This is a genomic window from Bradyrhizobium sp. SZCCHNR1043, from assembly GCF_032489675.1.
Classification (GTDB): domain Bacteria; phylum Pseudomonadota; class Alphaproteobacteria; order Rhizobiales; family Xanthobacteraceae; genus Bradyrhizobium.
On the sequence record NZ_JAUEYN010000005.1, the window covers coordinates 89,354 to 110,791 of the forward strand.

20 protein-coding genes are annotated in these 21,438 nt (G+C 65.3%); 18 read left to right on the plus strand and 2 right to left on the minus strand.

From position 1 onward, the window contains the following. Positions 1–106 precede the first annotated feature (106 nt). The 17 genes from QX039_RS10145 (at position 107) to lpxB (ending at position 18,018) form a co-directional block, all read left to right on the plus strand. Entirely contained in the window at positions 107–1,399 is a 1,293-nt protein-coding gene (locus QX039_RS10145) for a serine protease (protein ID WP_315738238.1), read from the plus strand. Next, a complete protein-coding gene (locus tag QX039_RS10150; RefSeq protein WP_315738237.1) occupies positions 1,396–2,358 on the plus strand; it encodes an FHA domain-containing protein in 963 nt (320 codons plus the stop codon). The genes QX039_RS10145 and QX039_RS10150 overlap by 4 nt, the downstream gene beginning before the upstream one ends. A 226-nt stretch (positions 2,359–2,584) precedes the next feature. Next, on the plus strand, positions 2,585–2,968 hold the full coding sequence (locus QX039_RS10155) for a hypothetical protein (protein ID WP_315738236.1): 384 nt from the start codon (positions 2,585–2,587) through the stop codon (positions 2,966–2,968). Positions 2,969–3,122: 154 nt separating this feature from the next. After that, complete coding sequence (locus QX039_RS10160) at positions 3,123–4,115, plus strand: 30S ribosomal protein S2 (RefSeq protein ID WP_315738235.1); 993 nt, start codon at positions 3,123–3,125, stop codon at positions 4,113–4,115. A 128-nt stretch (positions 4,116–4,243) separates the two neighbouring features. Continuing rightward, entirely contained in the window at positions 4,244–5,167 is a 924-nt protein-coding gene (tsf, locus tag QX039_RS10165; RefSeq protein WP_315711597.1) for a translation elongation factor Ts, read from the plus strand. A gap of 72 nt (positions 5,168–5,239) precedes the next feature. Beyond that, complete coding sequence (pyrH, locus tag QX039_RS10170) at positions 5,240–5,956, plus strand: UMP kinase (protein WP_315738234.1); 717 nt, start codon at positions 5,240–5,242, stop codon at positions 5,954–5,956. A 159-nt stretch (positions 5,957–6,115) separates the two neighbouring features. After that, entirely contained in the window at positions 6,116–6,679 is a 564-nt protein-coding gene (frr, locus tag QX039_RS10175) for a ribosome recycling factor (protein ID WP_315738233.1), read from the plus strand. A gap of 12 nt (positions 6,680–6,691) precedes the next feature. Then, positions 6,692–7,450: an isoprenyl transferase gene (locus QX039_RS10180; RefSeq protein ID WP_315738232.1), complete on the plus strand. Its 759-nt coding sequence runs from the start codon at positions 6,692–6,694 to the stop codon at positions 7,448–7,450. Beyond that, positions 7,447–8,313: a phosphatidate cytidylyltransferase gene (locus QX039_RS10185; protein ID WP_315738231.1), complete on the plus strand. Its 867-nt coding sequence runs from the start codon at positions 7,447–7,449 to the stop codon at positions 8,311–8,313. Before QX039_RS10180 ends, QX039_RS10185 begins: the two co-directional genes overlap by 4 nt. 40 nt (positions 8,314–8,353) lie before the next feature. Next, positions 8,354–9,577: a 1-deoxy-D-xylulose-5-phosphate reductoisomerase gene (dxr, locus tag QX039_RS10190; RefSeq protein WP_315738230.1), complete on the plus strand. Its 1,224-nt coding sequence runs from the start codon at positions 8,354–8,356 to the stop codon at positions 9,575–9,577. 39 nt (positions 9,578–9,616) lie between these two features. After that, entirely contained in the window at positions 9,617–10,768 is a 1,152-nt protein-coding gene (gene rseP / locus QX039_RS10195; protein WP_315738229.1) for an RIP metalloprotease RseP, read from the plus strand. A 174-nt stretch (positions 10,769–10,942) separates the two neighbouring features. Continuing rightward, a complete protein-coding gene (gene bamA, locus QX039_RS10200; protein WP_315738228.1) occupies positions 10,943–13,489 on the plus strand; it encodes an outer membrane protein assembly factor BamA in 2,547 nt (848 codons plus the stop codon). Between the two features lie 117 nt (positions 13,490–13,606). Next, positions 13,607–14,674, plus strand: coding sequence for a UDP-3-O-(3-hydroxymyristoyl)glucosamine N-acyltransferase (gene lpxD, locus QX039_RS10205; RefSeq protein WP_315738227.1), 1,068 nt, complete (start codon positions 13,607–13,609; stop codon positions 14,672–14,674). Beyond that, on the plus strand, positions 14,674–15,132 hold the full coding sequence (gene fabZ / locus QX039_RS10210; protein WP_284418776.1) for a 3-hydroxyacyl-ACP dehydratase FabZ: 459 nt from the start codon (positions 14,674–14,676) through the stop codon (positions 15,130–15,132). The genes lpxD and fabZ overlap by 1 nt, the downstream gene beginning before the upstream one ends. A 29-nt stretch (positions 15,133–15,161) precedes the next feature. Next, positions 15,162–15,971 (plus strand): acyl-ACP--UDP-N-acetylglucosamine O-acyltransferase, encoded by an 810-nt coding sequence (gene lpxA / locus QX039_RS10215; protein WP_315738226.1) that lies wholly within the window; start codon positions 15,162–15,164, stop codon positions 15,969–15,971. A 5-nt stretch (positions 15,972–15,976) separates the two neighbouring features. Then, on the plus strand, positions 15,977–16,834 hold the full coding sequence (locus QX039_RS10220; RefSeq protein ID WP_315738319.1) for an LpxI family protein: 858 nt from the start codon (positions 15,977–15,979) through the stop codon (positions 16,832–16,834). Positions 16,835–16,860: 26 nt separating this feature from the next. Next, the gene (gene lpxB / locus QX039_RS10225) at positions 16,861–18,018 is read left to right on the plus strand and encodes a lipid-A-disaccharide synthase (protein WP_315738225.1); all 1,158 of its coding nucleotides are present in this window, start codon (positions 16,861–16,863) and stop codon (positions 18,016–18,018) included. On the opposite strand, the gene QX039_RS10230 is transcribed toward lpxB, so the two are convergent. Further along, positions 18,019–19,257, minus strand: a complete 1,239-nt coding sequence (locus QX039_RS10230; protein WP_315738224.1) for a GAF domain-containing sensor histidine kinase — start codon at positions 19,255–19,257, stop codon at positions 18,019–18,021. Between the two features lie 169 nt (positions 19,258–19,426). Between QX039_RS10230 and QX039_RS10235 the strand changes: the two genes are divergently transcribed. Further along, positions 19,427–19,759: a response regulator gene (locus QX039_RS10235; RefSeq protein ID WP_315738223.1), complete on the plus strand. Its 333-nt coding sequence runs from the start codon at positions 19,427–19,429 to the stop codon at positions 19,757–19,759. A 120-nt stretch (positions 19,760–19,879) separates the two neighbouring features. Here QX039_RS10235 and gltA read toward each other — a convergent pair whose 3' ends face one another. Next, positions 19,880–21,184: a citrate synthase gene (gene gltA / locus QX039_RS10240; protein WP_315738222.1), complete on the minus strand. Its 1,305-nt coding sequence runs from the start codon at positions 21,182–21,184 to the stop codon at positions 19,880–19,882. Positions 21,185–21,438 lie beyond the last annotated feature (254 nt).

Sequence of the window (21,438 nt, forward strand, 5' to 3'; positions counted from 1 at the left end):
TCGATCGTGGGCGCGCGACGTCGGCAGTCGACGACGTGTTGCGGGGGCACCATTGATATCAGCGTTTGTTGGCGCCGTGCGCGCGCTGCTGTGGCGAGGCGCGATCATGGCAACTCTTGGCAGTGCTGGGGTTGCGGGCGTCCCGTCCTATGCCAATGCGCAGGCGCTGCCGGGCGCCGAAGCCGTCTATGCCTCGGCGCCGCCGCGCCTGCTTCAGATCCGCACGCTCGTGGCCGATGCCGGTCGCCAGACCTCGACCGGTTCCGGCTTCCTGGTCTCCGCCGACGGGCTCGCGGTCACGAACTATCACGTCGTGTCGGACGCCGCGCTCGAGCCGAAGACCTACCGGCTCGAATATACGGGAGCCGATGGCACACAAGGCGGCGTGACGCTGCTCGCCGTCGACCTGCCCAACGATCTCGCGCTCGTTCGCGTCGACAAGCAGAACGCGCCATTCTTCTCCTTCGACAAGGCCGCGCTCGACGGCAGCCTGCCGAAAGGCGAGCGGCTGTATTCGCTCGGCAACCCGCTCGATCTCGGCTTCACCATCATCGAGGGCACCTATAACGGTCTCGTCGAGCACAGCTACAACGATCACATCCATTTCACCGGCGCGCTCAATCCCGGCATGAGCGGCGGGCCGGCGGTCAATGCGCAAGGCCAGGTGGTGGGCGTCAACGTCGCCACCCGCCGCGGCGGCCAGCTCATCAGCTTCCTGGTGCCGGCGCGCTTCGCCGCCGCGCTGCTGGCGCGCGGTCAGGATGCCAGGCCGGCGGCGGCCGATCTGCGCAAGGACGTGGTCGCGCAGCTCACCAGCTGGCGCGGAGCGCTCTACAAATCCTTGGGCGAGGAGGGCTTCCGCGACCGCGTATTTGGGTCCTATCAGGCGCCGGAGACGCGCGCGGGCTGGTTCGAATGCTGGGCGAGCACGAATGCCAGCGCGTCGCCGAAGCCGCGCGCCAGCATCAATTCGACCAGTTGCAAGGCCGAGGCGAGCGTGTATGTCGCCTCCGACCTCAACACCGGCGTGGTCGAGGTCAGCCACTCCTACGCGAAATCGATCGACCTCAATCAATTCCAGTTCGCGACCGTGCTGACGCAACTGGCGCAGCCGCGGCTGACCATGGGTGGCTCGTTCCGCAAATGGTACACGCCGCAGCATTGCCATGCGGATTTCGTCGGCGTCGCGCCGGCGGCCGCTCATCCGCCGCTGCGCGTATTGTGGTGCGCGCAAGGCTATCGCGAGTTCGACGGCCTCTACGACGTCGTGCTGGTCGCGGTCACGCAGGACCACGCCGACGAGGCGCTGGTGTCGCGGCTGAACCTGCAAGCGATCGCCTACGACGACGCCTTGCGCCTCGGCAAGAGCTTCCTTGAACGCCTGCAGGTCGCACGATGATCTGGATCGAGATCCTCTCCAAGCATCGCGACGTCGCCGGCCGCTTCCGCGTCGATGCCACCGAGATCAGCATCGGCCGTGGCTATGACAATCACGTCATCCTTGACGATCCCTATGTCGCCGCGCGCCATGTGCGGATTTTCCGTGACGGCGAGGGGCGCCTCGTCGCCGAGGATCTCGGCAGCGCCAACGGTCTCTTTCTCGATCGCGGCAAGAGCCGGAAGCCGCAGCTCGTCCTCGATGGCATCAAGCCGATCCGGATCGGCCAGACACTGCTCCGGATCCGCGACGCCGGCCATGCCGTCGAGCCGGAGCGGCTCGCGGGCTCCGAACGCGGGGCGTTGCCGATCATCGCGGCGATCGCGCTCGGCGTCGTCCTGCTCGCGATCAATGCGCTGATGACCTGGTTTGCGCAGACCACCGAGGCGCATCTGTCCGATTATCTCGTGCCGACCCTCACCATGATCGGGGTCGTCGTTGCCTGGGTCGGCGTCTGGGCGCTGCTGGCGCGGCTGTTTTCCGGTCGCTCGCATTTTCTGCGCCACCTCCTGATCGCGCAGGCGGGTCTGATCGCATTCTGGATCTACAGCGAGTTCGCCCAGATTGCCTCGTTCGCCCTGACCTGGACGGCCGTCTTCACCTACGGCTATGTCGTGTCGTGGATCGTTCTGGCGGCGACATGCTTCCTGCATCTGCGCGAGGTCGGGCGCACCCACATGCTCGCCAAGGGCATGGTAGTCGGGCTGCTGCTCGTGGTCGCGATCGCGGTTCAGACCGTGCAGCGGTCGGAGGCGCTGGCGAATTCCGGCCGTCCCAATGTCAGCCACGTGCTGATGCCGCCGTCCTTGCGCCTGGTTCCAGTACAGGACGAGCAGGTCTTCTCCGACGACGCTGCGCGGCTGAGGGCAAAGCTCGACGCCGATCGGGCCGCGCTGACGCCGGCCGGTGTGGAGCGCTGAGCACAGTTCCACCGTCTTTGCTCCAGCAGATTGAAAGTTCCCCGGTTCCCATCATAGCCTCTATCCGGGTTTTTACGGGGAGAGGGCAATGAACAGGCGGGCGCTGCTGGGATTGGGGGCGGCACTTCTGGTATCAGGGTGCCTAACAGGCAAAGAAGGCACCGAGTATGCGGTGGTGTCACAGAAGATTGGGGCGCCGCGTCCCGGACACTCCCGCATCGTCATCATGAGTTTGAAGGATGCCTGGCTCGACAGGACCACTTGCGACGCCAAGGTCGATGGCGTCGCGCTGAGCCGCCTGATCCCCGGTACCTACGTCTATCTCGACCGGCCGGCCGGTCCGCACCACCTCGTCGCCACCCAGACCCTGTTCCCGGGCGACTCGGTGCTCGATTTCAATACCGAACCGGGGCGGACCTATTTCTTCTCGATCAGGCCCAGCGATCGGTCCAGGGCCATGCAGGGCGGCGGCATGGCATTTGGCCTGCTGGGCATGGGCGTGATGGCGGCGGCCTCGTCGGGCGCCGACAACAAGGGCCCGGTCGACTTCGTTCCGCTCCAGGAAGGGCAGGCGAGGGCGGCGCTGGCGGAGCTTCTGCAGGCCGAATAGGCCCATTTTCCTTGCGTTGCGCCAAAATCCGGCTATATAGCGCGCCATCTCACACGGAAACTTGGCTCTCCTAGAGGGCGTCCGGTGGCAAGCCGGGCCTTAACGGTCTGTCTTTGCTCACGCGTTTCCGGAGGAATCAACCGGAGAATATCCAATGGCGCTACCTGAATTCACGATGCGCCAGCTGCTCGAAGCTGGCGTGCACTTTGGTCACCAGTCTCACCGCTGGAATCCGAAAATGGCCGATTTCATTTTCGGAGCCCGCAACAACATCCACATCATCGATCTCGCCCAGACCGTGCCGCTGCTGCACACGGCGCTGCAGGCTGTCAGCGACACCGTCGCCAAGGGCGGCCGCATCCTGTTCGTCGGCACCAAGCGCCAGGCGCAGGACAACGTGGCCGATGCGGCCAAGCGTTGCGCGCAGTATTTCGTCAATTCGCGCTGGCTCGGCGGTACGCTGACCAACTGGAAGACGATCTCGGCCTCGATCAAGCGCCTGCGTCATCTCGACGAGGTGCTGTCCTCTGGCGAAGCCAACTCCTACACCAAGAAGGAGCGGCTGACCCTGCAGCGCGAGCGCGACAAGCTCGATCGCTCGCTCGGCGGCATCAAGGACATGGGCGGTCTGCCCGACATGATCTTCGTGATCGACACCAACAAGGAAGACATCGCGATCCAGGAGGCCCAGCGCCTCAAGATCCCGGTTGCCGCGATCGTCGATACCAATTGCGACCCGAAGGGCATCACCTATGTCGTGCCGGGCAATGACGATGCGGGCCGTGCGATCTCGCTGTATTGCGACCTGATCGCGCGTGCCGCGATCGACGGCATCTCGCGGGCGCAGGGCGAGCTCGGGATCGACGTCGGGGCTTCCGCCGCCCCGCTGGAGGAAGAGCTTCCGGCAGCGTCGGTCGCCTCGAAGTTCCAGGGGCTGCCCGGTCCGCGTGGCACCGCCGACGATCTCAAGAAGCTCACCGGCGTTTCGGGGGCCGTCGAGAAGAAGCTGAACGACCTCGGCATCTTCCACTACTGGCAGCTCGCCGAGCTCGATCACGACACGGCACACCAGATCGGCGAAGAAGTGGGTCTGCCGAGCCGGGCCGATGCCTGGGTTGCCCAGGCCAAGTCGCTCGCCGACGCCTAAGACGACGCATGAGAATCTGGCCGGCGTCTCACGCCGGCCATCGCGACTGAGATAGGTTTTTCCTGGCAGCGGGCGGCGACCAGCCATCCGCTGCGTCGCGCTTTGGACAGGCAAAAGGACGTTCAACAATGGCTAACATCACCGCAGCGATGGTGAAGGACCTGCGCGAGTCGACCGGCGCGGGCATGATGGACTGCAAGGCCGCGCTCACCGAGAACGGCGGCGACATGCAGGCCGCGCAGGATTGGCTGCGCAAGAAAGGCCTGTCGAAGGCCGCCAAGAAGGCCGGTCGCGTTGCGGCCGAGGGCCTGATCGGCGCGCTGACCTCGGGCAAGAAGGGCGTGGTCGTCGAGGTCAACTCCGAGACCGACTTCGTCGCCCGCAACGAGCACTTCCAGGGCCTGGTCAAGATGATCGCCCAGGTCGCGCTCGACGTCGGTGCCGACGTGGAGAAGATCAAGGCCGCCAAGGTGGGCAGCATCACGGTCGAGGCCGCGATTGCCGATTCGATCGCCACCATCGGTGAGAACCAGACGCTGCGGCGTGCGGCTTCGCTCGAAGTGAGCCAGGGCGTCGTGTCGAGCTACGTCCATGGCGCCGTCATCGAGGGTGCCGGCAAGCTCGGCGTGATCGTGGCGCTGGAGTCGCCCGGCAAGACCGACGAGCTCGCCGTACTCGGCCGCCAGCTCGCGATGCATGTCGCCGCGGCCAATCCGCAGGCGATCGATGCGGCCGGTCTCGATCCGGAACTCGTCAAGCGCGAGAAGGACGTGCTCGCCGACAAATATCGCCAGCAGGGCAAGCCGGAAAACGTGATCGAGAAGATCGTCGAGTCCGGCCTGAAGACCTACTACAAGGAAGTCACCCTGCTCGAGCAGGCCTTCATCCACGACAGCGGCAAGTCCGTCGCGCAGGCGCTGAAGGAAGCCGAAGGCAAGGTCGGTGGTCCGATCAAGGTCGCCGGTTTCGTCCGCTATGCCCTCGGCGAGGGCATCGAGAAGGAAGAGACCGACTTCGCTGCCGAAGTCGCCGCCGCCAGCGGCAAGAAGTAACGACTGAACCTGGTTCGATCCGGCGCATGCGTGCGCCGGATCCCAACGCGCGAGACAGGGAAGCATTGGCACATGGCTGAGCCGGTCTATCGTCGCGTCGTGGTCAAGCTGTCCGGCGAATATCTCGCGGGCCCTCATTCCTTCGGCATCGACCAGCCGACCATCGACCGCATCGCCGACGACCTCATTGCGGCTCAGAAGCTGGGCGTCGAGATTGCCGTCGTCGTGGGCGGCGGCAACATGGTGCGCGGGGTCGAGGTCTCGTCGCAGGGCGTATCGCGCCCGACCGGCGACACGATGGGCATGCTCGCGACCGTCATGAACTGCCTGGCGCTCGAAGCCGCGATTCAGCGCAAGGGTACCCCGGCGCAGGCGCTCTCGGCCTTCGTGATGCCGGAGGTTTGCGAGCTGTTCACGCGCGCTGCAGCGCACAAGTCGCTGGCCGAAGGGCGCATCGTGGTGCTCGGGGGCGGCACCGGCAATCCCTATTTCACCACCGATACCACCGCCGTGTTGCGGGCGGCCGAGATCGGCGCGCAGGCCGTGCTGAAGGCCACCAATGTCGACGGCGTCTATAGTGCCGATCCCAAGAAGGATCCGGCCGCCAAGCGCTTCGACCGTCTGACCCATTCGCAGGCCATCGAGGGCGGCTACAAGGTCATGGACGCGACTGCATTCGCGCTTGCCCGGGAAACATCGCTGCCTATCATTGTCTTCTCCATTGCCGAACCCGGCTCGATCGGTGCGATGCTGCGGGGCGAAGGGCGCGGCACCATCGTCGCGGGGTGAGCCCGGCACCGTCGGCGGCCGGTGTTGGACCGATCCCCAGCCTGCGGTAGAAGCGTAAGCGAAACAGGAATTCGTCCGGGAGTTGCGCGAGTCCGGCCGCTGGCCCTCCAAGGCCCGGCAGAACGGCCGCAGCGACCGGGTTGCAGAAAGGAAAGCGTGATGTCCACGGGCAATTTCGATCTCAACGAACTGAAGCGCCGCATGCAGGGCGCGACCCAGGCGCTGAAGCACGAGCTCGGCGGCCTGCGCACCGGCCGCGCCTCGGCGTCGATGGTGGAGCCGGTCCAGGTCGAAGCCTATGGCTCGCACATGCCGCTCAACCAGCTCGCCACCGTCTCCGTGCCCGAACCGCGTCTGCTGTCGGTGCAGGTCTGGGACAAATCGATGGTGAAGGCGGTCGAGAAGGCGATCGTGGATTCCAATCTCGGCCTGTCGCCGGCGACCGAAGGTCAGGTGATCCGGCTTCGCATTCCCGAGCTCAACCAGGAGCGCCGCAAGGAGCTGGTGAAGGTCGCGCACAAATATGCCGAGGCCGCGCGCGTCGCTGTCCGCCATGTCCGCCGCGACGGTCTCGATACCCTCAAGAAGCTCGAGAAGAATCACGAGATGTCCGAGGACGATCAGGAGCGCCTCGCTGCCGACGTGCAGAAGGCGACCGACAGCGTGATTTCGGAGATCGACCAGCTGCTGGCGGCGAAGGAAAAGGAAATCCTCACCGTCTGAAGGATGTTTTTGATGTCCAATGCCGCGGCCCCCGTGACGGAGGCGCCGGAACGCTCCGACGGCCCGGCCCACGTTGCCATCATCATGGATGGCAACGGCCGCTGGGCTGCGGCGCGCGGGCTGCCGCGCGCGGAAGGGCATCGCCGCGGCGTGGAGGCGTTGCGCCGCGTGGTGCGCGCGGCGCCCGAGCTCGGCATTCGCTATCTCACCATCTTCTCGTTCTCGTCCGAGAACTGGTCGCGCCCGGCGAGCGAGATCGGCGACCTGTTCGGCCTGCTGCGCCGCTTCATCCGCAATGATCTTGCCACGCTTCATCGCGATGGCGTTCGGGTCCGGGTGATTGGCGAGCGCGATGGGCTGGAGCCCGATATCTGCGCGCTCCTGAGCGAAGCCGAGGAGCTGACCCGGGGCAACACCAAGCTGACGCTGGTGCTGGCGTTCAACTACGGCTCGCGCCAGGAGATCGCGCGCGCGGCCCAGCTTCTGGCGCGCGAGGTCGCCGAGGGCCGGCGCGATCCGTCCTCGATCGATGCCGACGCGATCGGTGCCCATCTCGATGCGCCCGATGTTCCCGATCCCGATCTCATCATCCGCACCAGCGGCGAGCAGCGGCTGTCGAACTTCCTGATGTGGCAGGCGGCCTATAGCGAGCTGGTGTTCGTGCCGATCCATTGGCCCGATTTCGACAAGGCCGCACTCGAAGGCGCCATCGCCGAGTTCGGCCGGCGTGAACGCCGCTTCGGCGGCCTCGTGGCGAAAACCGCCTCGTGACCAAACCGGACACCGCAGCCGTGGGAGACGCCGGCGGGCAGCCGAAGCGGGCTGCGCCCAGCAATCTGGTGATGCGGGTTGCGGCGGCGCTGGTGCTGGTGCCGCTGGCGCTCGGCGCCGCCTATGCCGGCGGCGTATTCTGGACCGCACTGGTCACGGTGGTCGCGGTCGGCCTGTATCTCGAATGGCTGATGGTGGTGGGCGAGGTCCGCAAGGCCAGCGTCGGCACGGCCGGAGCCCTGGCCATCGGCGTTGCCGGCATTTGCTGCGCATTCGGCCTGATCGACTTCGCCGTCGTCGTGCTCGCCCTTGGCCTCGTCGTGGTCACGGCGCTGGCTGATGCGGGACGCCGCGCCTGGGCGGCCGCCGGCTTCGCCTACGCCGCCGCTGCCGAGCTCGGCTCGGTGCTGGTGCGCTTCGATGCCGCCGAGGGATGGCATGCGCTGGTGCTGGTGTTTCTGGTCGTGTGGGCCAGCGACATCGGCGGCTACGTTGCGGGCCGCAGCATCGGCGGGCCGAAGCTCGCGCCGCGGATCAGCCCGAACAAGACCTGGGCCGGCGCGATCGGCGGCTTCGCGGCCAGCCTTGCTGCCGCGGCCGGCTGGTCGTTGGCGGGCGCCGGCGGACTGGTGACGATTCTCGTGCTGGCAGCAGTGCTGTCGGTGGTCTCGCAGCTCGGCGACCTGCTCGAATCTGCGGTGAAGCGGCACTTCGGGGTCAAGGACTCCAGTCACATCATTCCCGGCCATGGCGGCCTAATGGATCGCCTGGACGGCTATGTCGCGGCAATCGTTGTCGCCGCATTGCTCGGTTTGCTGCGCGGCGGCCTCGATGGCGTCGGCCGCGGTCTTCTGGTTTGGTGACCGGCAGCGCTGCTGATCGGTCGAGATGCTTGGTGAGAACATGAGCGCAGTGCCATTGCGGAACAACAAGGCCGGTCTCGCGGAGGTGCGCAGCGTCACCGTGCTCGGCGCCACCGGCTCGATCGGCGATTCGACCATGGATCTCGTGCGCGGCGCGCCGGAGCGCTACCGGGTCGAGGCGCTGACCGGCAACAGCAACGTCCAGGGCCTGGTGAAGCTGGCCCGGGAGTTCAGCCCGCGCTTCGTCGCGGTGGCCGATCCGGCGGGGCTCGATGAGCTGCGTGACGCACTGGCGGGCACCGGGATCGAATGCGGGGCAGGGGAGAGCGCCATCATCGAGGCGGCAGCCCGTCCCGCCGACTGGGTCATGGCCGCCGTCTCCGGCGCCGCCGGCCTCAAGCCGGCGCTGGCCGCGGTGGACCGCGGCGCGACCGTGGCGCTCGCCAACAAGGAATGCCTGGTCTGTGCCGGCGACTTCTTCATGGAGCGGGCCGCCCGGGCCGGCGCCTGCATCCTGCCGGCCGATTCGGAACACAACGCGCTGTTCCAGGCGCTGTCCTCGGGCAATCGCGAGGAGCTGGTGCGGGTGATCATCACCGCCTCCGGCGGTCCGTTCCGCACCTGGGCGGCTGATGACATCGAGCAGGCGACCTTGGCCCAGGCGCTGAAGCATCCGAACTGGAGCATGGGCCAGAAGATCACGATCGATTCGGCCTCGATGATGAACAAGGGCCTCGAGGTGATCGAGGCGTCCTACCTGTTCGCGCTGTCGCCCGACGAGATCGACGTCCTGGTCCACCCGCAGTCCATCGTCCATGGCATGGTCGAGTTCTCGGATCGCTCGGTGGTGGCGCAGCTCGGCGCGCCCGACATGCGCATTCCGATCGCCCACTGCCTTGGCTGGCCGGAGCGTATCAAGGGCCCGTCGGCCCGGCTCGATCTCGCCAAGATCGGCACCCTGACTTTCGAGGCGCCGGACTTCGAGCGGTTCCCCGGTCTGCGGCTGGCCTACGATTCGCTGCGCACCGGGCGCGGCGCGACGACCGTGTTCAATGCGGCCAACGAAGTCGCCGTCGCGGCCTTCATCGCTGGTCATATCCGGTTCGGTGCTATTGCCCGACTGGTCGAGGCAACCCTCGAAGCGTGGACCCGATCGGGTAATCTGGCACCGTTGACCTCAGCGGACGACGCCATCGCCATTGACCATGACGCGCGAAAAAGGGCCTCCGGCCTCTTGCCTCAAATCGCCGCAAAAGCATCTTAAAGGGTTGGACGGGCCACTGGCCCATCGGGAAGGTCATCGATGTCGGAATTTTTCCACCATATCTTCAATACGTTGAGCCATGGCCTTCTCGGCTACATCGTCCCGTTCCTGTTCGTGCTGACGATCGTGGTGTTCTTCCATGAGCTCGGCCATTTCCTGATCGCGCGCTGGGCCGGCGTGAAGGTGTTGACGTTTTCGCTCGGATTTGGCCCAGAACTGATCGGTTTCAACGACCGCCACAACACCCGCTGGAAGATCTCGGCGATCCCGCTCGGCGGCTACGTGAAGTTCTTCGGCGACGAATCCGAGGCCTCGACGCCGTCGGCCGAGGCGCTCGCCAAGATGACGGCCGAGGAGCGCGCCGACAGCTTCCACCACAAGACCGTCGGCCAGCGCGCTGCGATCGTCGCGGCCGGCCCGATCGCCAACTTCATTCTGGCGGTCATCATCTTCGCCGGCATGGCGCTGTATTTCGGCAAGCCGAACACGACCCCGCGGGTCGATGCGGTGCAGCCGGACAGCGTCGCAGCCGCCGCCGGCTTCAAGGACGGTGACGTCATCGCCGCCATCGATGGCCGCGCGATCGAGACCTTCGCCGACATGCAGCGGGTCGTCTCGGTCAGCGCCGGCACGGAATTGTCCTTCCTGATCAAGCGTGACGGCACGGAACTCACCCTGAAGGCGACGCCGGCGCTGAAGGAGGTCAAGGACCTGTTCGGCAACAGCCACCGGATCGGCGTGCTCGGCATCCAATACAACGCCAAGCCGGACGAATCGCGGTCGATCCCGGTCGGGTTCCTCGAATCGATCAAGATCGGCTTCGAGCAGGTCTGGTTCATCATCTCCACGACCTTCAAGTTCATCGCCTCGCTGTTCGCGGGCGCCGGGAGTGCCGGCGACGTCGGTGGACCGATCCGAATCGCACAACTCTCGGGGCAGGCGGCCAGCCTCGGCTTCCAGTTTGTTGTGCAACTGTGCGCGACGCTTTCGGTCTCGATCGGGCTCCTGAACCTGTTCCCGGTTCCGCTGCTCGATGGCGGGCACCTGTTGTTCTATGGGGTCGAGGCCGTCCGCGGCCGGCCGCTGTCCGAGCGGGCGCAGGAGATGGGGTTCCGAATCGGCCTCGGGCTGGTCCTCATGCTCATGGTCTTTGCAACCTATAACGATATCCTTCACCTCGCCGGGTCCTGAGCGCGGCTTTTTTACGACGTGGCCGTTGGGCAACGTTTTGAAACGAATTTGAAAATTCAGAGAGATCCGGCGTTTGCCGTCGGGTCCAAATTGGCTACAAGCGAACGACAAATGGGAATCTGTCGGGTTCGTAGGGGTACGGAACCGGCAACGGAATATAAGGGCGCGTAGCGCATGAAGTTCGGATTGCGGGTGCGGGGGGGCTTGGCGGCCGCCTTTATCATGTTCGCCGGACCGGTGGCTTTGCCGCTGGCGAGCGTGGTTCTTTCGTCGCCAGCTGCGGCTCAGACGGTCAACTCGATCGAAGTGGTCGGTAACCGCCGCGTCGAGCTGGAGACCATCCGCTCGTACTTCAAGCCGGGCCCCGGCGGGACGCTCGACGCCGGCCGGGTCGACGACGGCCTCAAGGCGCTGATCGAGACCGGCCTGTTCTCCGACGTGAAGATCAATCGCCAGGGTGGGCGCCTGATCGTCACGGTCGTCGAGAACCCGGTGATCGGCCGCGTCGCGTTCGAGGGCAACAAGAAGGTCAAGGACGAGCAGCTCCAGGCGGAAGTGCAGTCGAAGCCGCGTGGCACGCTGTCGCGCCCGATGGTGCAGTCCGACGCCCAGCGCATCGCGGAGATCTACCGCCGCTCGGGCCGTTACGACGTGCGCGTCACGCCGGAAATGATCGAGCAGCCGAACAACCGCGTCGACCTGATCTTCACGGTCGAGGAAGGTGCCAAGACCGGCGTGAAGTCGATCGAGTTCGTCGGCAACAACGCCTTCTCGTCCTATCGCCTCAAGGACGTCATCAAGACCCGCGAGACCAACCTCCTGAGCTTCCTCGGCTCGGGCGACGTCTACGATCCGGACCGTGTCGAGGCCGACCGCGACCTCATTCGCCGCTTCTACCTGAAGAATGGCTATGCCGACGTACAGGTCGTGGCCGCGCTCAGCGAGTACGATCCGGAGCGCAAGGGCTTCCTCGTGACCTTCAAGATCGAGGAAGGCCAGCAGTACCGGGTCGGTTCGGTCGACTTCCAGTCGTCGATCGCAACGCTCGACGCCACCACGCTGCGCGGCTATTCGCGCGTCAGCGTCGGTTCGCTCTACAACGTCGAGAACATCGAGAAGTCGGTCGAGGAGATGCAGATCGAGGCCTCGCGGCGCGGCTACGCGTTCGCGGTGGTCCGTCCGCGCGGCGATCGCAACTTCGAGGCCCACACCGTGTCGGTCGTGTTCGCCGTCGACGAGGGCCCGCGCACCTATATCGAGCGCATCAACATTCGCGGCAACACCCGCACCCGTGACTACGTCATTCGCCGCGAGTTCGACATCTCCGAGGGCGACGCCTACAATCGCGCCCTGGTCGACCGTGCCGAGCGCCGCCTGAAGAACCTCGACTTCTTCAAGGACGTGAAGATCGTGACCGAGCCGGGCTCTTCGAGCGACCGCGTGGTCCTGAACGTCATCCTGGAAGAGAAGTCGACCGGCGACTTCTCGATCTCCGGCGGTTATTCGACCACAGACGGTGCGCTTGCCGAGGTCTCGATCTCCGAGCGCAACTTCCTCGGCCGCGGCCTGTTCGCCAAGGCGTCGGTGACGTACGGCCAGTTCGCGCGCGGCTACTCGCTGTCCTTCGTCGAGCCGTATCTGCTCGACTACCGGGTCGCGCTCGGCCTCGACCTCTACCAGCGCCAGCAGCTCGCCAACAACTTCATCTCCTACGGCACCAAGACGCTCGGCTTCAGCCCGCGCCTCGGCTTCCAGCTGCGTGAGGATCTGTCGCTGCAGCTGCGCTATTCGATCTACCGCCAGGAGATCTCACTGCCGGCGACGCTGTCGGACTGTAACAACTTGGCCGCCGGCACCCTGATCGGCAACCGCTTCGTTCCGTTCAACCCGACCCCGGCCTTCATCAACGCTAATGGCGGCGTCGATCCGACCGGCAATAACGGCCTGGGCTGCTTCGCCAATGGCGAGGCGTCGCTGCCGGTCCGTCAGGAGCTGGCGAAGGGCGCAACGCTGACCTCGGCGCTCGGCTACACGCTGAATTACAACACGCTCGACAACAATAAGAACCCGACCGACGGCCTGCTGGTCGACTTCAAGCAGGACTTCGCGGGCGTCGGCGGCGACGTGTCGTACCTGAAGACCGCGTTCGATGCGAAGTACTTCACCCCGCTGGTGTCGGACATCGTCAGCATCGTTCACCTCCAGGGCGGCATCCTGAACAAGATCGGCAATACGCAGCTGCGCATGCTCGATCACTTCCAGATGGGTCCGAACCTGGTGCGCGGCTTCGCTCCGAACGGCATTGGTCCGCGCGATATCAATCCGTTCGGCACGCAGGACGCGCTGGGCGGCACCAAGTACTGGGGCGCTTCGCTCGAACTGCAGATGCCGTTCTGGTTCCTGCCCAAGGAGACGGGCCTGAAGGGTGCCGTTTACGCCGACGCTGGCGGCCTGTGGGGCTATCAGGGGCCGACGTCCTGGGCTGCGACAGGCGAGGTTAATACCCCCGGCTGTATCAAGCCGACGCGCAACCCGAACAACGCCGGCACCTGCCTTGGTCTGCAGTTCGATGACCAGAACAAGGTTCGGACCTCGGTCGGCGTGGGTCTGGTGTGGGCGTCGCCGTTCGGTCCGCTGCGCTTCGACTACGCGATCCCGCTCACCAAGGGTCAGTTCGACCGGACGCAGGAATTCCGGTTCGGCGGCGGTACCTCGTTCTGAGCCTGGGCCGATCGAATCCGGGTTGGCATCGACCAACCTCGCCGGTGTAAGAAATGGGAGCTCGGTTCCGGGACACCGGAGCCGGGCTCTGACTTTTTGTCTTGAGAGTACGACGGAATGGCCCAGCCGACCTTCTTCCAATCGCCGCCGCCCACGACCCTGGCGGCGATCGCCGCCGCCGCCAAGGCCACCCTGGTCGACCCATCCCGCGGCGAGCAGGTCGTCAAGGGACTGGCGTCGCTCGACGAGGCCGGTCCGATGCATCTGGCATTCTTCGACAACCTCAAATACGCCGACCAGCTCGCCGGGACCAAAGCGGGCGCCTGCCTGGTCAGTCCGCGATTCGAGGCGCGCGTGCCGTCCCATGTCGCAGTGCTCCGCGCCAATCAGCCGTTCCGCGCCTTCGTGCTGCTCGCGCGTGAGTTCCATGCCGACGCACTGCGGCCGCAGCCCTGGTTCGGCGACGACGGAATCTCGCCCCAAGCCATCATCGATCCCACCGCGCGACTGGAGGACGGCGTCATCGTCGAGCCGCTGGCGGTGATCGGCGCCCATGTCGAGATCGGCTCGGGGACGATCGTTGGCGCGGGTGCCGTGATCGGCCCCCACGTCAAGATCGGTCGCGACTGCAATGTCGGCGCCCGCACCGTCATCCAGTGCGCGCTGATCGGCAATGACGTTCTGATCCATCCCGGCTGCAGCATCGGCCAGGACGGCTACGGCTTCATCTTCTTCGGCGCGGACGGGCACACCAAGGTGCCGCAGACCGGGCGGGTTCTGATCCAGAACCATGTCGAGGTCGGCGCCGGCACGACGATCGACCGGGGCAGCCTGCGCGACACGGTCATCGGCGAAGGCACCAAGATCGACAACCAGGTGCAGATTGGCCACAATGTCACAATCGGGCGGCATTGCCTGCTGGCGGCCCAGATCGGGCTGGCAGGAAGTCTCACGATCGGCGACAACGTCGCGCTCGGGGCGAAGGTTGGCATCAACAATCACCTGACGATCGGCGATGGTGCGCAGGTGACCGCGATGAGCGGCGTCAAGGACGACATTCCGCCGAACGGCCGGTGGGGCGGTTTCTTCGCCAAGCCGACCAAGCAGTGGTTCCGCGAGATCGTTGCGGTGGAACGGCTGGTGCGGGATTCGACCGCGACGAACAGGGACGAGGGACGGGAGTGATGGAGGAGTCACCCATCAGGTTTGCGGACGTCGACATCAACGAGATTCTCAAGACGCTACCGCACCGTTATCCATTTCTCCTGATCGACCGCGTGAAGAACATCCGGGCCGACTACAGCGGCATCGGCGTCAAGAACGTGTCGATCGGCGAGCCCTGCTTCCAGGGGCACTTTCCGGAGCGGCCGGTCTATCCGGGCGTGCTGATGATCGAGGGCATGGCCCAGACCGCCGGCGTGATCGGCATCAAGTCGGTCGAGGGCACGGAAAAGCCGCGCGCGGTGTATTTCCTCACCATCGACAAGTGCAAGTTCCGCAAGCCGGTGCTGCCGGGCCAGACCATCGAGTACCACATGCGCTCGATCGGCCGGCGCAAGACGATGTGGTGGTTCCACGGCGATGCCAAGGTCGACGGCGTCGTCGTCGCCGAGGCCGATGTCGGCGCGATGCTGACCGACTGACAGGCTGGTAGAAAGTTGATTGCGTCGACATGAGCAAGATTGATCCCACCGCACGCGTCGAGGATGGCGCCGTCATCGGTGAGGGGACCGTGATCGGTCCTTACTGCATCGTCGGCCCCAACGTCGTGATCGGGTCGAACTGCAGACTGATCAGCCACGTCCAGATCATGGGCCACACCACGCTCGGCGATGACAACGTGATCTCGCCCTTCGTCGTGCTCGGCGGCGCGCCGCAGGATCTCAGCTATCGCGGCGAGCCGCATCGGCTTGAGATCGGCTCCGGCTGCACCTTCCGCGAAGGCGTGACGATGAACATCGGCACCACCAAGGGCGGCGGCCTGACCAAGGTCGGCAATTCCGGGTTCTTCATGAACAATGCCCATGTCGCCCACGATTGCGTCGTCGGCGACAACGTGATCTTCGCGACCTCGGCCACACTCGGCGGCCATGTCGAGGTCGGCGATTCCGTCTACATCGGCGGTCTCTCGGCGGTGCATCAGTTCACCCGCATCGGCCATGGCGTGATGGTCGGCGGCGTCTGCGGCGTGCGCGGGGATATCATTCCGTATGGTCTGGTCAACGGCCAGTATGCCGCGCTCGAAGGCCTCAACGTGATCGGCATGAAGCGCCGCAAGTTCACCCGCGAGCGCCTCGCCACGGTGCGTGCCTTCTACCAGAAGCTGTTCCACGGTCCCGGCGTGTTCGCCGACCGCCTTGCGGCGGTGCGGCCGCTCGCTGGTGAGGATCCTGCCATTGCCGAGATCCTCGCCTTCATCGACGGCGGTCGACATCGCGCCTTGTGCCTGCCCGAGATCGGCAGGCCGACGATCGAGCCTTGAGCGCGATGGGGACGCCGGCCGCCGAGACCACGCCGCCGATCGGCATGATCGCCGCGGGCGGGGTGCTGCCCTTTGCGGTCGCCGACGAGATCGTCGCGCGCGGCCGGACGCCGGTGCTGTTCGCCCTGAAGGGCATCTGCGATCCGAAGCCGCTGGCGCGCTTCCGGCATCACTGGATCGGCCTCGGCCAGCTCGGCAACGCCCTGAAGCTGCTCAAGGCCGAGGGTGTCCGTGACCTGATGTTCATCGGCAATCTCGTTCGTCCGGCGGTGTCGGAGATCCGTTTCGACTGGGGCACGCTGCGCGAGCTGCCCTACATCTGGTCGGCCTTTCGTGGCGGCGACGATCATCTGCTGTCCGGCGTTGGCCGCATCTTCGAGCGCCACGGCTTTCACATGATCGGCGTCAAGGACGTCGCCCCCAATCTGCTTGTGCCCGAAGGGCGGCTGACGCGGAGCGGGCCCAACGATCTGGTGACCGGTGACATCGCCAAGGGGCTCGCCGTGCTGCGCGCGATGGCGCCGTTCGATGTCGGGCAGGCGGTGGTCGTGATCGACGGCCACGTCGTTGCGCTCGAGGACATCGAGGGCACCGACGGGCTGCTGGCCCGCGTGGCGCGGCTGCGTGCCGATCGCCGTATTCGTGCTGCGGCCGGGCGCGGCGTGCTGGTGAAGGCGCCCAAGGCCGGCCAGGATCTTCGCTACGACCTGCCGACCATCGGCCCGCGCACCGTCGAGGGGCTTTCAGCCGCGGGTCTCGCCGGAGTCGCCGTCGCGGCCGCCTATACGCTGCTCGCCGATCCCCAGGAGACAGTGGCTGCCGCCGATCGGGCAGGCGTGTTCATCACGGGCGTCACTGCGTGACGGCGCGGCCTCTGGCAGGCGCGGCCATGCGCAGGATCTGCCTGGTCGCGACCGAAGAGTCCGGGGATCGCCTCGGCGCCAGCCTGATGAAGGTGCTGCGCCAGCGGCTCGGCGACGGCGTCGAATTCTCCGGCGTCGGCGGCCGCGGCATGACACGCGAGGGGCTCGCCTCGCTGTTTCCGATCGAGGAGCTCTCGATCGTCGGCTTCGCGGCGGTGCTGAAGCAACTGCCCAAGATCCTCCGCCTGATCCGCGGCACGGTTGACGCGATCGTTGCGGCCCAGCCCGACGTGCTCGTCATCATCGACAGTCCCGACTTCACCCAGCGCGTGGCGAAGCGGGTTCACGCGCGCGATCCCGAGATTCCGATCGTGAACTACGTCGCACCGACCGTATGGGCGTGGCGTCCGGGCCGGGCGGGCGCGATGCGCGGCTACGTCGATCACGTGCTGGGCTTGCTGCCGTTCGAGCCGGAGGCGTTCCGAAGGCTCAATGGTCCGCCCTGCACCTATGTCGGCCATCCCCTGATCGAGCAGCTCGCCAGCCTGCGCCCCAATGCGGCAGAGCAGGCGCGCCGAGATGCCGACCCTCCCGTTCTGCTGGTGCTTCCTGGCAGCCGGCGCAGTGAGGTCGCTCGCCACATCGCCGTGTTCGGCGAGACATTGGCGCGGCTGCGCGCCCAAAACCTGGCCTTCGAAGCCGTGCTACCCACCACCCCGCATCTCGAAGCCGCGGTGCGGGCCGGAGTCGCAAACTGGCCGCTCGTTCCGGAGATCGTCACGGGCGAGGCCGAGAAGCGGGCAGCCTTCAGGCGCGCGCGCGCCGCGCTCGCCAAGTCCGGCACGGTAACCCTGGAGCTCGCGCTGTCCGGCGTGCCGATGGTGACCGCGTATCGCGTCGGCGAGATCGAGGCGTTCATTCTCCGGCGAGTCGTCAACGTGCAATCGGTCATTCTCGCCAATCTCGTGATCGGCGAGAACGTCATTCCGGAGTTCCTTCAGGAAGCCTGCACGGCCGACAATCTCGCGCCCGTTCTCGCCGATCTCCTGGGCGACGGTCCGATACGAGCGCGCCAGGTCGAGGCATTCGATCGCCTCGACGCGATCATGTCCACGGGCGCGGCCTCGCCGAGCGTGCGCGCGGCCGACATCGTGCTGGCGACGATGCGCAGCGGGCGGCGCTGATCAGGCCTGAAGCGGCATCTTGAATTCGAAGGTCGTTCTGTCCTCGGTCGAGGTGGCCTGCAGCGTGCCGTCATGCGCTCGCGCAATCTCGGAAGCGATGTAGAGTCCAAGCCCGAGACCATGCTGGCTTGGACGCTCGCCGCGCATATAGGGCTTGAACAGATTCTGCATCGCCTTGTCCGAGATCGGCGGCCCGTGATTGGTGACATCCAGCACGAAACAGCCCTCGCTCGTCGTTGCGGAGACCTGGATCGGCTTGTCCTTGTCGCCGTAGGAGATGGCATTGCCGAGCAGGTTCGAGAACAATTGCCCGATCTTGCTACGGTCGCATTTGACCGGCTCCGCGATGTCGATGTGGGTCTCGATCTCATGGTCGGGCCAGGCCAGCCGGATCTCGGAGACGACCTGCTCGATCACCGGCGCCAGCGGTTGCCGCGCGTCGGGCTTGATCGTCAGGCCGCCGCCGAGGCGCCCCCGGGCGAAATCCATGATGTTGTCGACCAGTCCGGCCATGCGCATGACTGATTTCTGAATCATGGAAATGATCTCGGGCGCTCTGGCGCTGTCCTGGTTGCGCAGCAGCACGCGCATTCCGGCGTCGATCGAGGCCAGCGGATTGCGGAGGTCATGGCCGAGAACGCCGATGAATTGCTCTCTCAGCTCGGCGGTCCGGCGCTCGTCGAGCAGATTGGCCTCGGTGATCTTGAGCCGTTGCTCGATCGAAAACCTGCTCTTCTCGCTGAGGCCGAGGCTGGCCTGACTGAGCGCGAAGCGCTGATGAAGCTCCAGCTGGGCCGCGATCAACTCCCCGAACAGCTGAAACGTGCTGACGATTTCGGGCCGGTCCAGCTCGCGCGGCGCTGGATCGATCGTACACAGGGTGCCCCAGATGGTCCCGTCGGACAGGGTGATCGGAGCGGAGATGTAGCTGCGAAAGCCGTAGAGCTTTGGCGTCGGGTGATCGCGAAACATGTGATCCGTCTCGACGTCACCGATGACGACAGCTTCGCCTCGCTCCCGGACCTCGCTGCAGATCGTCGTCTTGACGCGCAGCTCGCCGCCCTCTTTCAGGCCGAAATTGATGTCGTCGCGGACCGCACAACAGACCCATCGATCCGAGGTCACGCGCGCGACCGCAACGAATCCCATCCCGGTGATCCTGCTCACCGAGTCCAGAATTTTGGGAACGGCGTCAAGCTGCTGGACAGCATCGACGTCCGGGTTGGGATTGGTCGTCATCGTATGCTCGAGCTGGTCCCTGCTCCAGGATGCAAGTCGTGTCTTCAATTTGCACCGTTCAACGCATTGAGCCCCGGAACGTTCGCCGGAACAAAATGATCGTCGTGCGATTGAATGAGATTGGACAGGAGACAGAGTGTCCCGCGGTCGGCTCACAAGAAAGACAGTTTTGGTCGTTGAGGACGAGGGGCTGATCCGCGCCAACGCTGTCGACATGATCAGAGACCTCGGTTTCGAAGTCATCGAGGCCGTTGACGCCGATCAGGCCATTTCGCTTCTCGAACGATGTGACCGCATATCGGTGGTCTTCACGGACGTCCAAATGCCGGGGTCGATGGATGGCCTGCGGCTGGTCGCCGTCATCAGGGACCGCTGGCCCCCGGTTGCGCTCCTGGTGACGTCAGGTCAGGTGACCCCTTCGGAATTGCCGTCGGGCGCGCGCTTCCTTGCCAAGCCATATGGGGCCGAGCAGCTCAGGTCTCATCTCGAGGCGCTGGCCTGATGCACTCCCGACTGGTGCCGCGAGTTAGAAAGGTGCTCAGAAAGGTGCGACCTCACGAACGAAACGGCGCCGTCGGGATCGACGGCGCCGTTCGAGAGCGGATTTGCGCTGCGGTGCGGCTCAGCCGCGCTTGTCCATGTCGACATAGTTGCGCGTCGTGACGCCGGTGTAGAGCTGGCGCGGACGGCCGATCTTCTGTTGCGGATCCTCGATCATCTCGCTCCACTGGCTGATCCAGCCGACGGTGCGGGCGACGGCGAACAGCACCGTGAACATCGACACCGGGAAGCCCATCGCCTTCAGGGTGATGCCCGAGTAGAAGTCGACGTTCGGATAGAGCTTGCGCTCGATGAAGTACTGATCGCTGAGCGCGATCTTCTCGAGCTCCATCGCGACCTTGAGCATCTGATCGTCGGCGTGGCCCGTCTCCTTGAGCACCGCGTGACACATCTTCTGCATGATCTTGGCGCGCGGGTCGTAGTTCTTGTAGACGCGATGGCCGAAGCCCATCAGGCGCACGTCGCTGTTCTTGTCCTTCACCTTGGCGATGAAGTCCGGAATCTTGTCGACGGTGCCGATCTCGGCCAGCATGTTCAGCGCGGCCTCGTTGGCGCCGCCGTGTGCCGGACCCCACAGGCAGGCGATGCCGGCGGCGATGCAGGCAAACGGGTTGGCGCCCGAGGAGCCGGCGATGCGCACCGTCGAGGTCGAGGCGTTCTGCTCGTGATCGGCGTGCAGGATGAAGATCTTGTCGAGCGCGTCGGCGAGAACCGGGTTCGGCTTGTACTCCTCGCACGGCACCGCGAAGCACATGTTCAGGAAGTTCTCGGCGAAGGAGAGCGAGTTCTTCGGATAAACGAAGGGCTGGCCGATGGTGTATTTGTAGGCCATCGCCGCCAGGGTCGGGATCTTCGCGATCATCCGCATCGACGCGATCATGCGCTGCTTCGGATCGTTGATGTCGGTGGAGTCGTGGTAGAACGCGGCGAGCGCGCCGACCGAAGCGACCATGACCGCCATCGGATGCGCGTCACGGCGGAAGCCGTGGAAGAAGCGCGACATCTGCTCGTGCACCATCGTGTGATGGGTCACGCGATAGTCGAAATCCTGCTTCTGGGCCTTGGTCGGAAGCTCCCCGTACAGCAGCAGATAGCAGGTTTCCAGGAAGTCGCCCTTCTCGGCGAGCTGCTCGATCGGGTAGCCGCGGTATTCCAGGACGCCGGCGTCGCCGTCGATATAGGTGATCTTGGACTGGCAGCTGCCGGTCGAGGTGAAGCCCGGGTCATAGGTGAACATCCCGGTCTGGGCGTAGAGCTTGCCGATGTCGATGACGTCGGGACCCACGGTGCCGCTCAGGATCGGAAGATCGAAATTCTTGTTGCCGACGGTGAGGGTCGCGGTCTTGCTTGCGGATTTTGCGTCCATCGTTTGTCCCCGATGAGATCGTTAGGCTTGGCCCTTGTTCTTTTTGAGAGATGGCAGGGCAGGTGGACTTTATCTAGTGCGGTGGCTTTGACATTCGCGTCACTGTCGCTGCCAACAGCTTAAGCGAAGGTCAAATCCGAAACCGTACTGGAATCTTATATTTACTAGTGTCCTTCGGCCCTAACATCCGTCAACGAGCCCGCCGCAACGTGTGAAGGATGTCCGAGCCGGGAAAACCAGTGGGTGCCGCGCAA

Excerpts from the sequence above, each read along its gene's own strand:
- QX039_RS10180 (WP_315738232.1), top strand. The coding sequence starts at position 6,692 with ATGTCCAATGCCGCGGCCCCCGTGACGGAGGCGCCGGAACGCTCCGAC.
- pyrH (WP_315738234.1), top strand. The coding sequence starts at position 5,240 with ATGGCTGAGCCGGTCTATCGTCGCGTCGTGGTCAAGCTGTCCGGCGAA.
- fabZ (WP_284418776.1), top strand. The coding sequence starts at position 14,674 with ATGGAGGAGTCACCCATCAGGTTTGCGGACGTCGACATCAACGAGATT.
- tsf (WP_315711597.1), top strand. The coding sequence starts at position 4,244 with ATGGCTAACATCACCGCAGCGATGGTGAAGGACCTGCGCGAGTCGACC.
- QX039_RS10145 (WP_315738238.1), top strand. The coding sequence starts at position 107 with ATGGCAACTCTTGGCAGTGCTGGGGTTGCGGGCGTCCCGTCCTATGCC.
- lpxB (WP_315738225.1), top strand. The coding sequence starts at position 16,861 with ATGCGCAGGATCTGCCTGGTCGCGACCGAAGAGTCCGGGGATCGCCTC.
- lpxA (WP_315738226.1), top strand. The coding sequence starts at position 15,162 with ATGAGCAAGATTGATCCCACCGCACGCGTCGAGGATGGCGCCGTCATC.
- frr (WP_315738233.1), top strand. The coding sequence starts at position 6,116 with ATGTCCACGGGCAATTTCGATCTCAACGAACTGAAGCGCCGCATGCAG.
- lpxD (WP_315738227.1), top strand. The coding sequence starts at position 13,607 with ATGGCCCAGCCGACCTTCTTCCAATCGCCGCCGCCCACGACCCTGGCG.
- QX039_RS10150 (WP_315738237.1), top strand. The coding sequence starts at position 1,396 with ATGATCTGGATCGAGATCCTCTCCAAGCATCGCGACGTCGCCGGCCGC.
- rseP (WP_315738229.1), top strand. The coding sequence starts at position 9,617 with ATGTCGGAATTTTTCCACCATATCTTCAATACGTTGAGCCATGGCCTT.
- bamA (WP_315738228.1), top strand. The coding sequence starts at position 10,943 with ATGAAGTTCGGATTGCGGGTGCGGGGGGGCTTGGCGGCCGCCTTTATC.
- dxr (WP_315738230.1), top strand. The coding sequence starts at position 8,354 with ATGAGCGCAGTGCCATTGCGGAACAACAAGGCCGGTCTCGCGGAGGTG.
- QX039_RS10160 (WP_315738235.1), top strand. The coding sequence starts at position 3,123 with ATGGCGCTACCTGAATTCACGATGCGCCAGCTGCTCGAAGCTGGCGTG.
- QX039_RS10220 (WP_315738319.1), top strand. The coding sequence starts at position 15,977 with ATGGGGACGCCGGCCGCCGAGACCACGCCGCCGATCGGCATGATCGCC.
- QX039_RS10155 (WP_315738236.1), top strand. The coding sequence starts at position 2,585 with ATGAGTTTGAAGGATGCCTGGCTCGACAGGACCACTTGCGACGCCAAG.
- QX039_RS10230 (WP_315738224.1), bottom strand. The coding sequence starts at position 19,257 with ATGACGACCAATCCCAACCCGGACGTCGATGCTGTCCAGCAGCTTGAC.
- gltA (WP_315738222.1), bottom strand. The coding sequence starts at position 21,184 with ATGGACGCAAAATCCGCAAGCAAGACCGCGACCCTCACCGTCGGCAAC.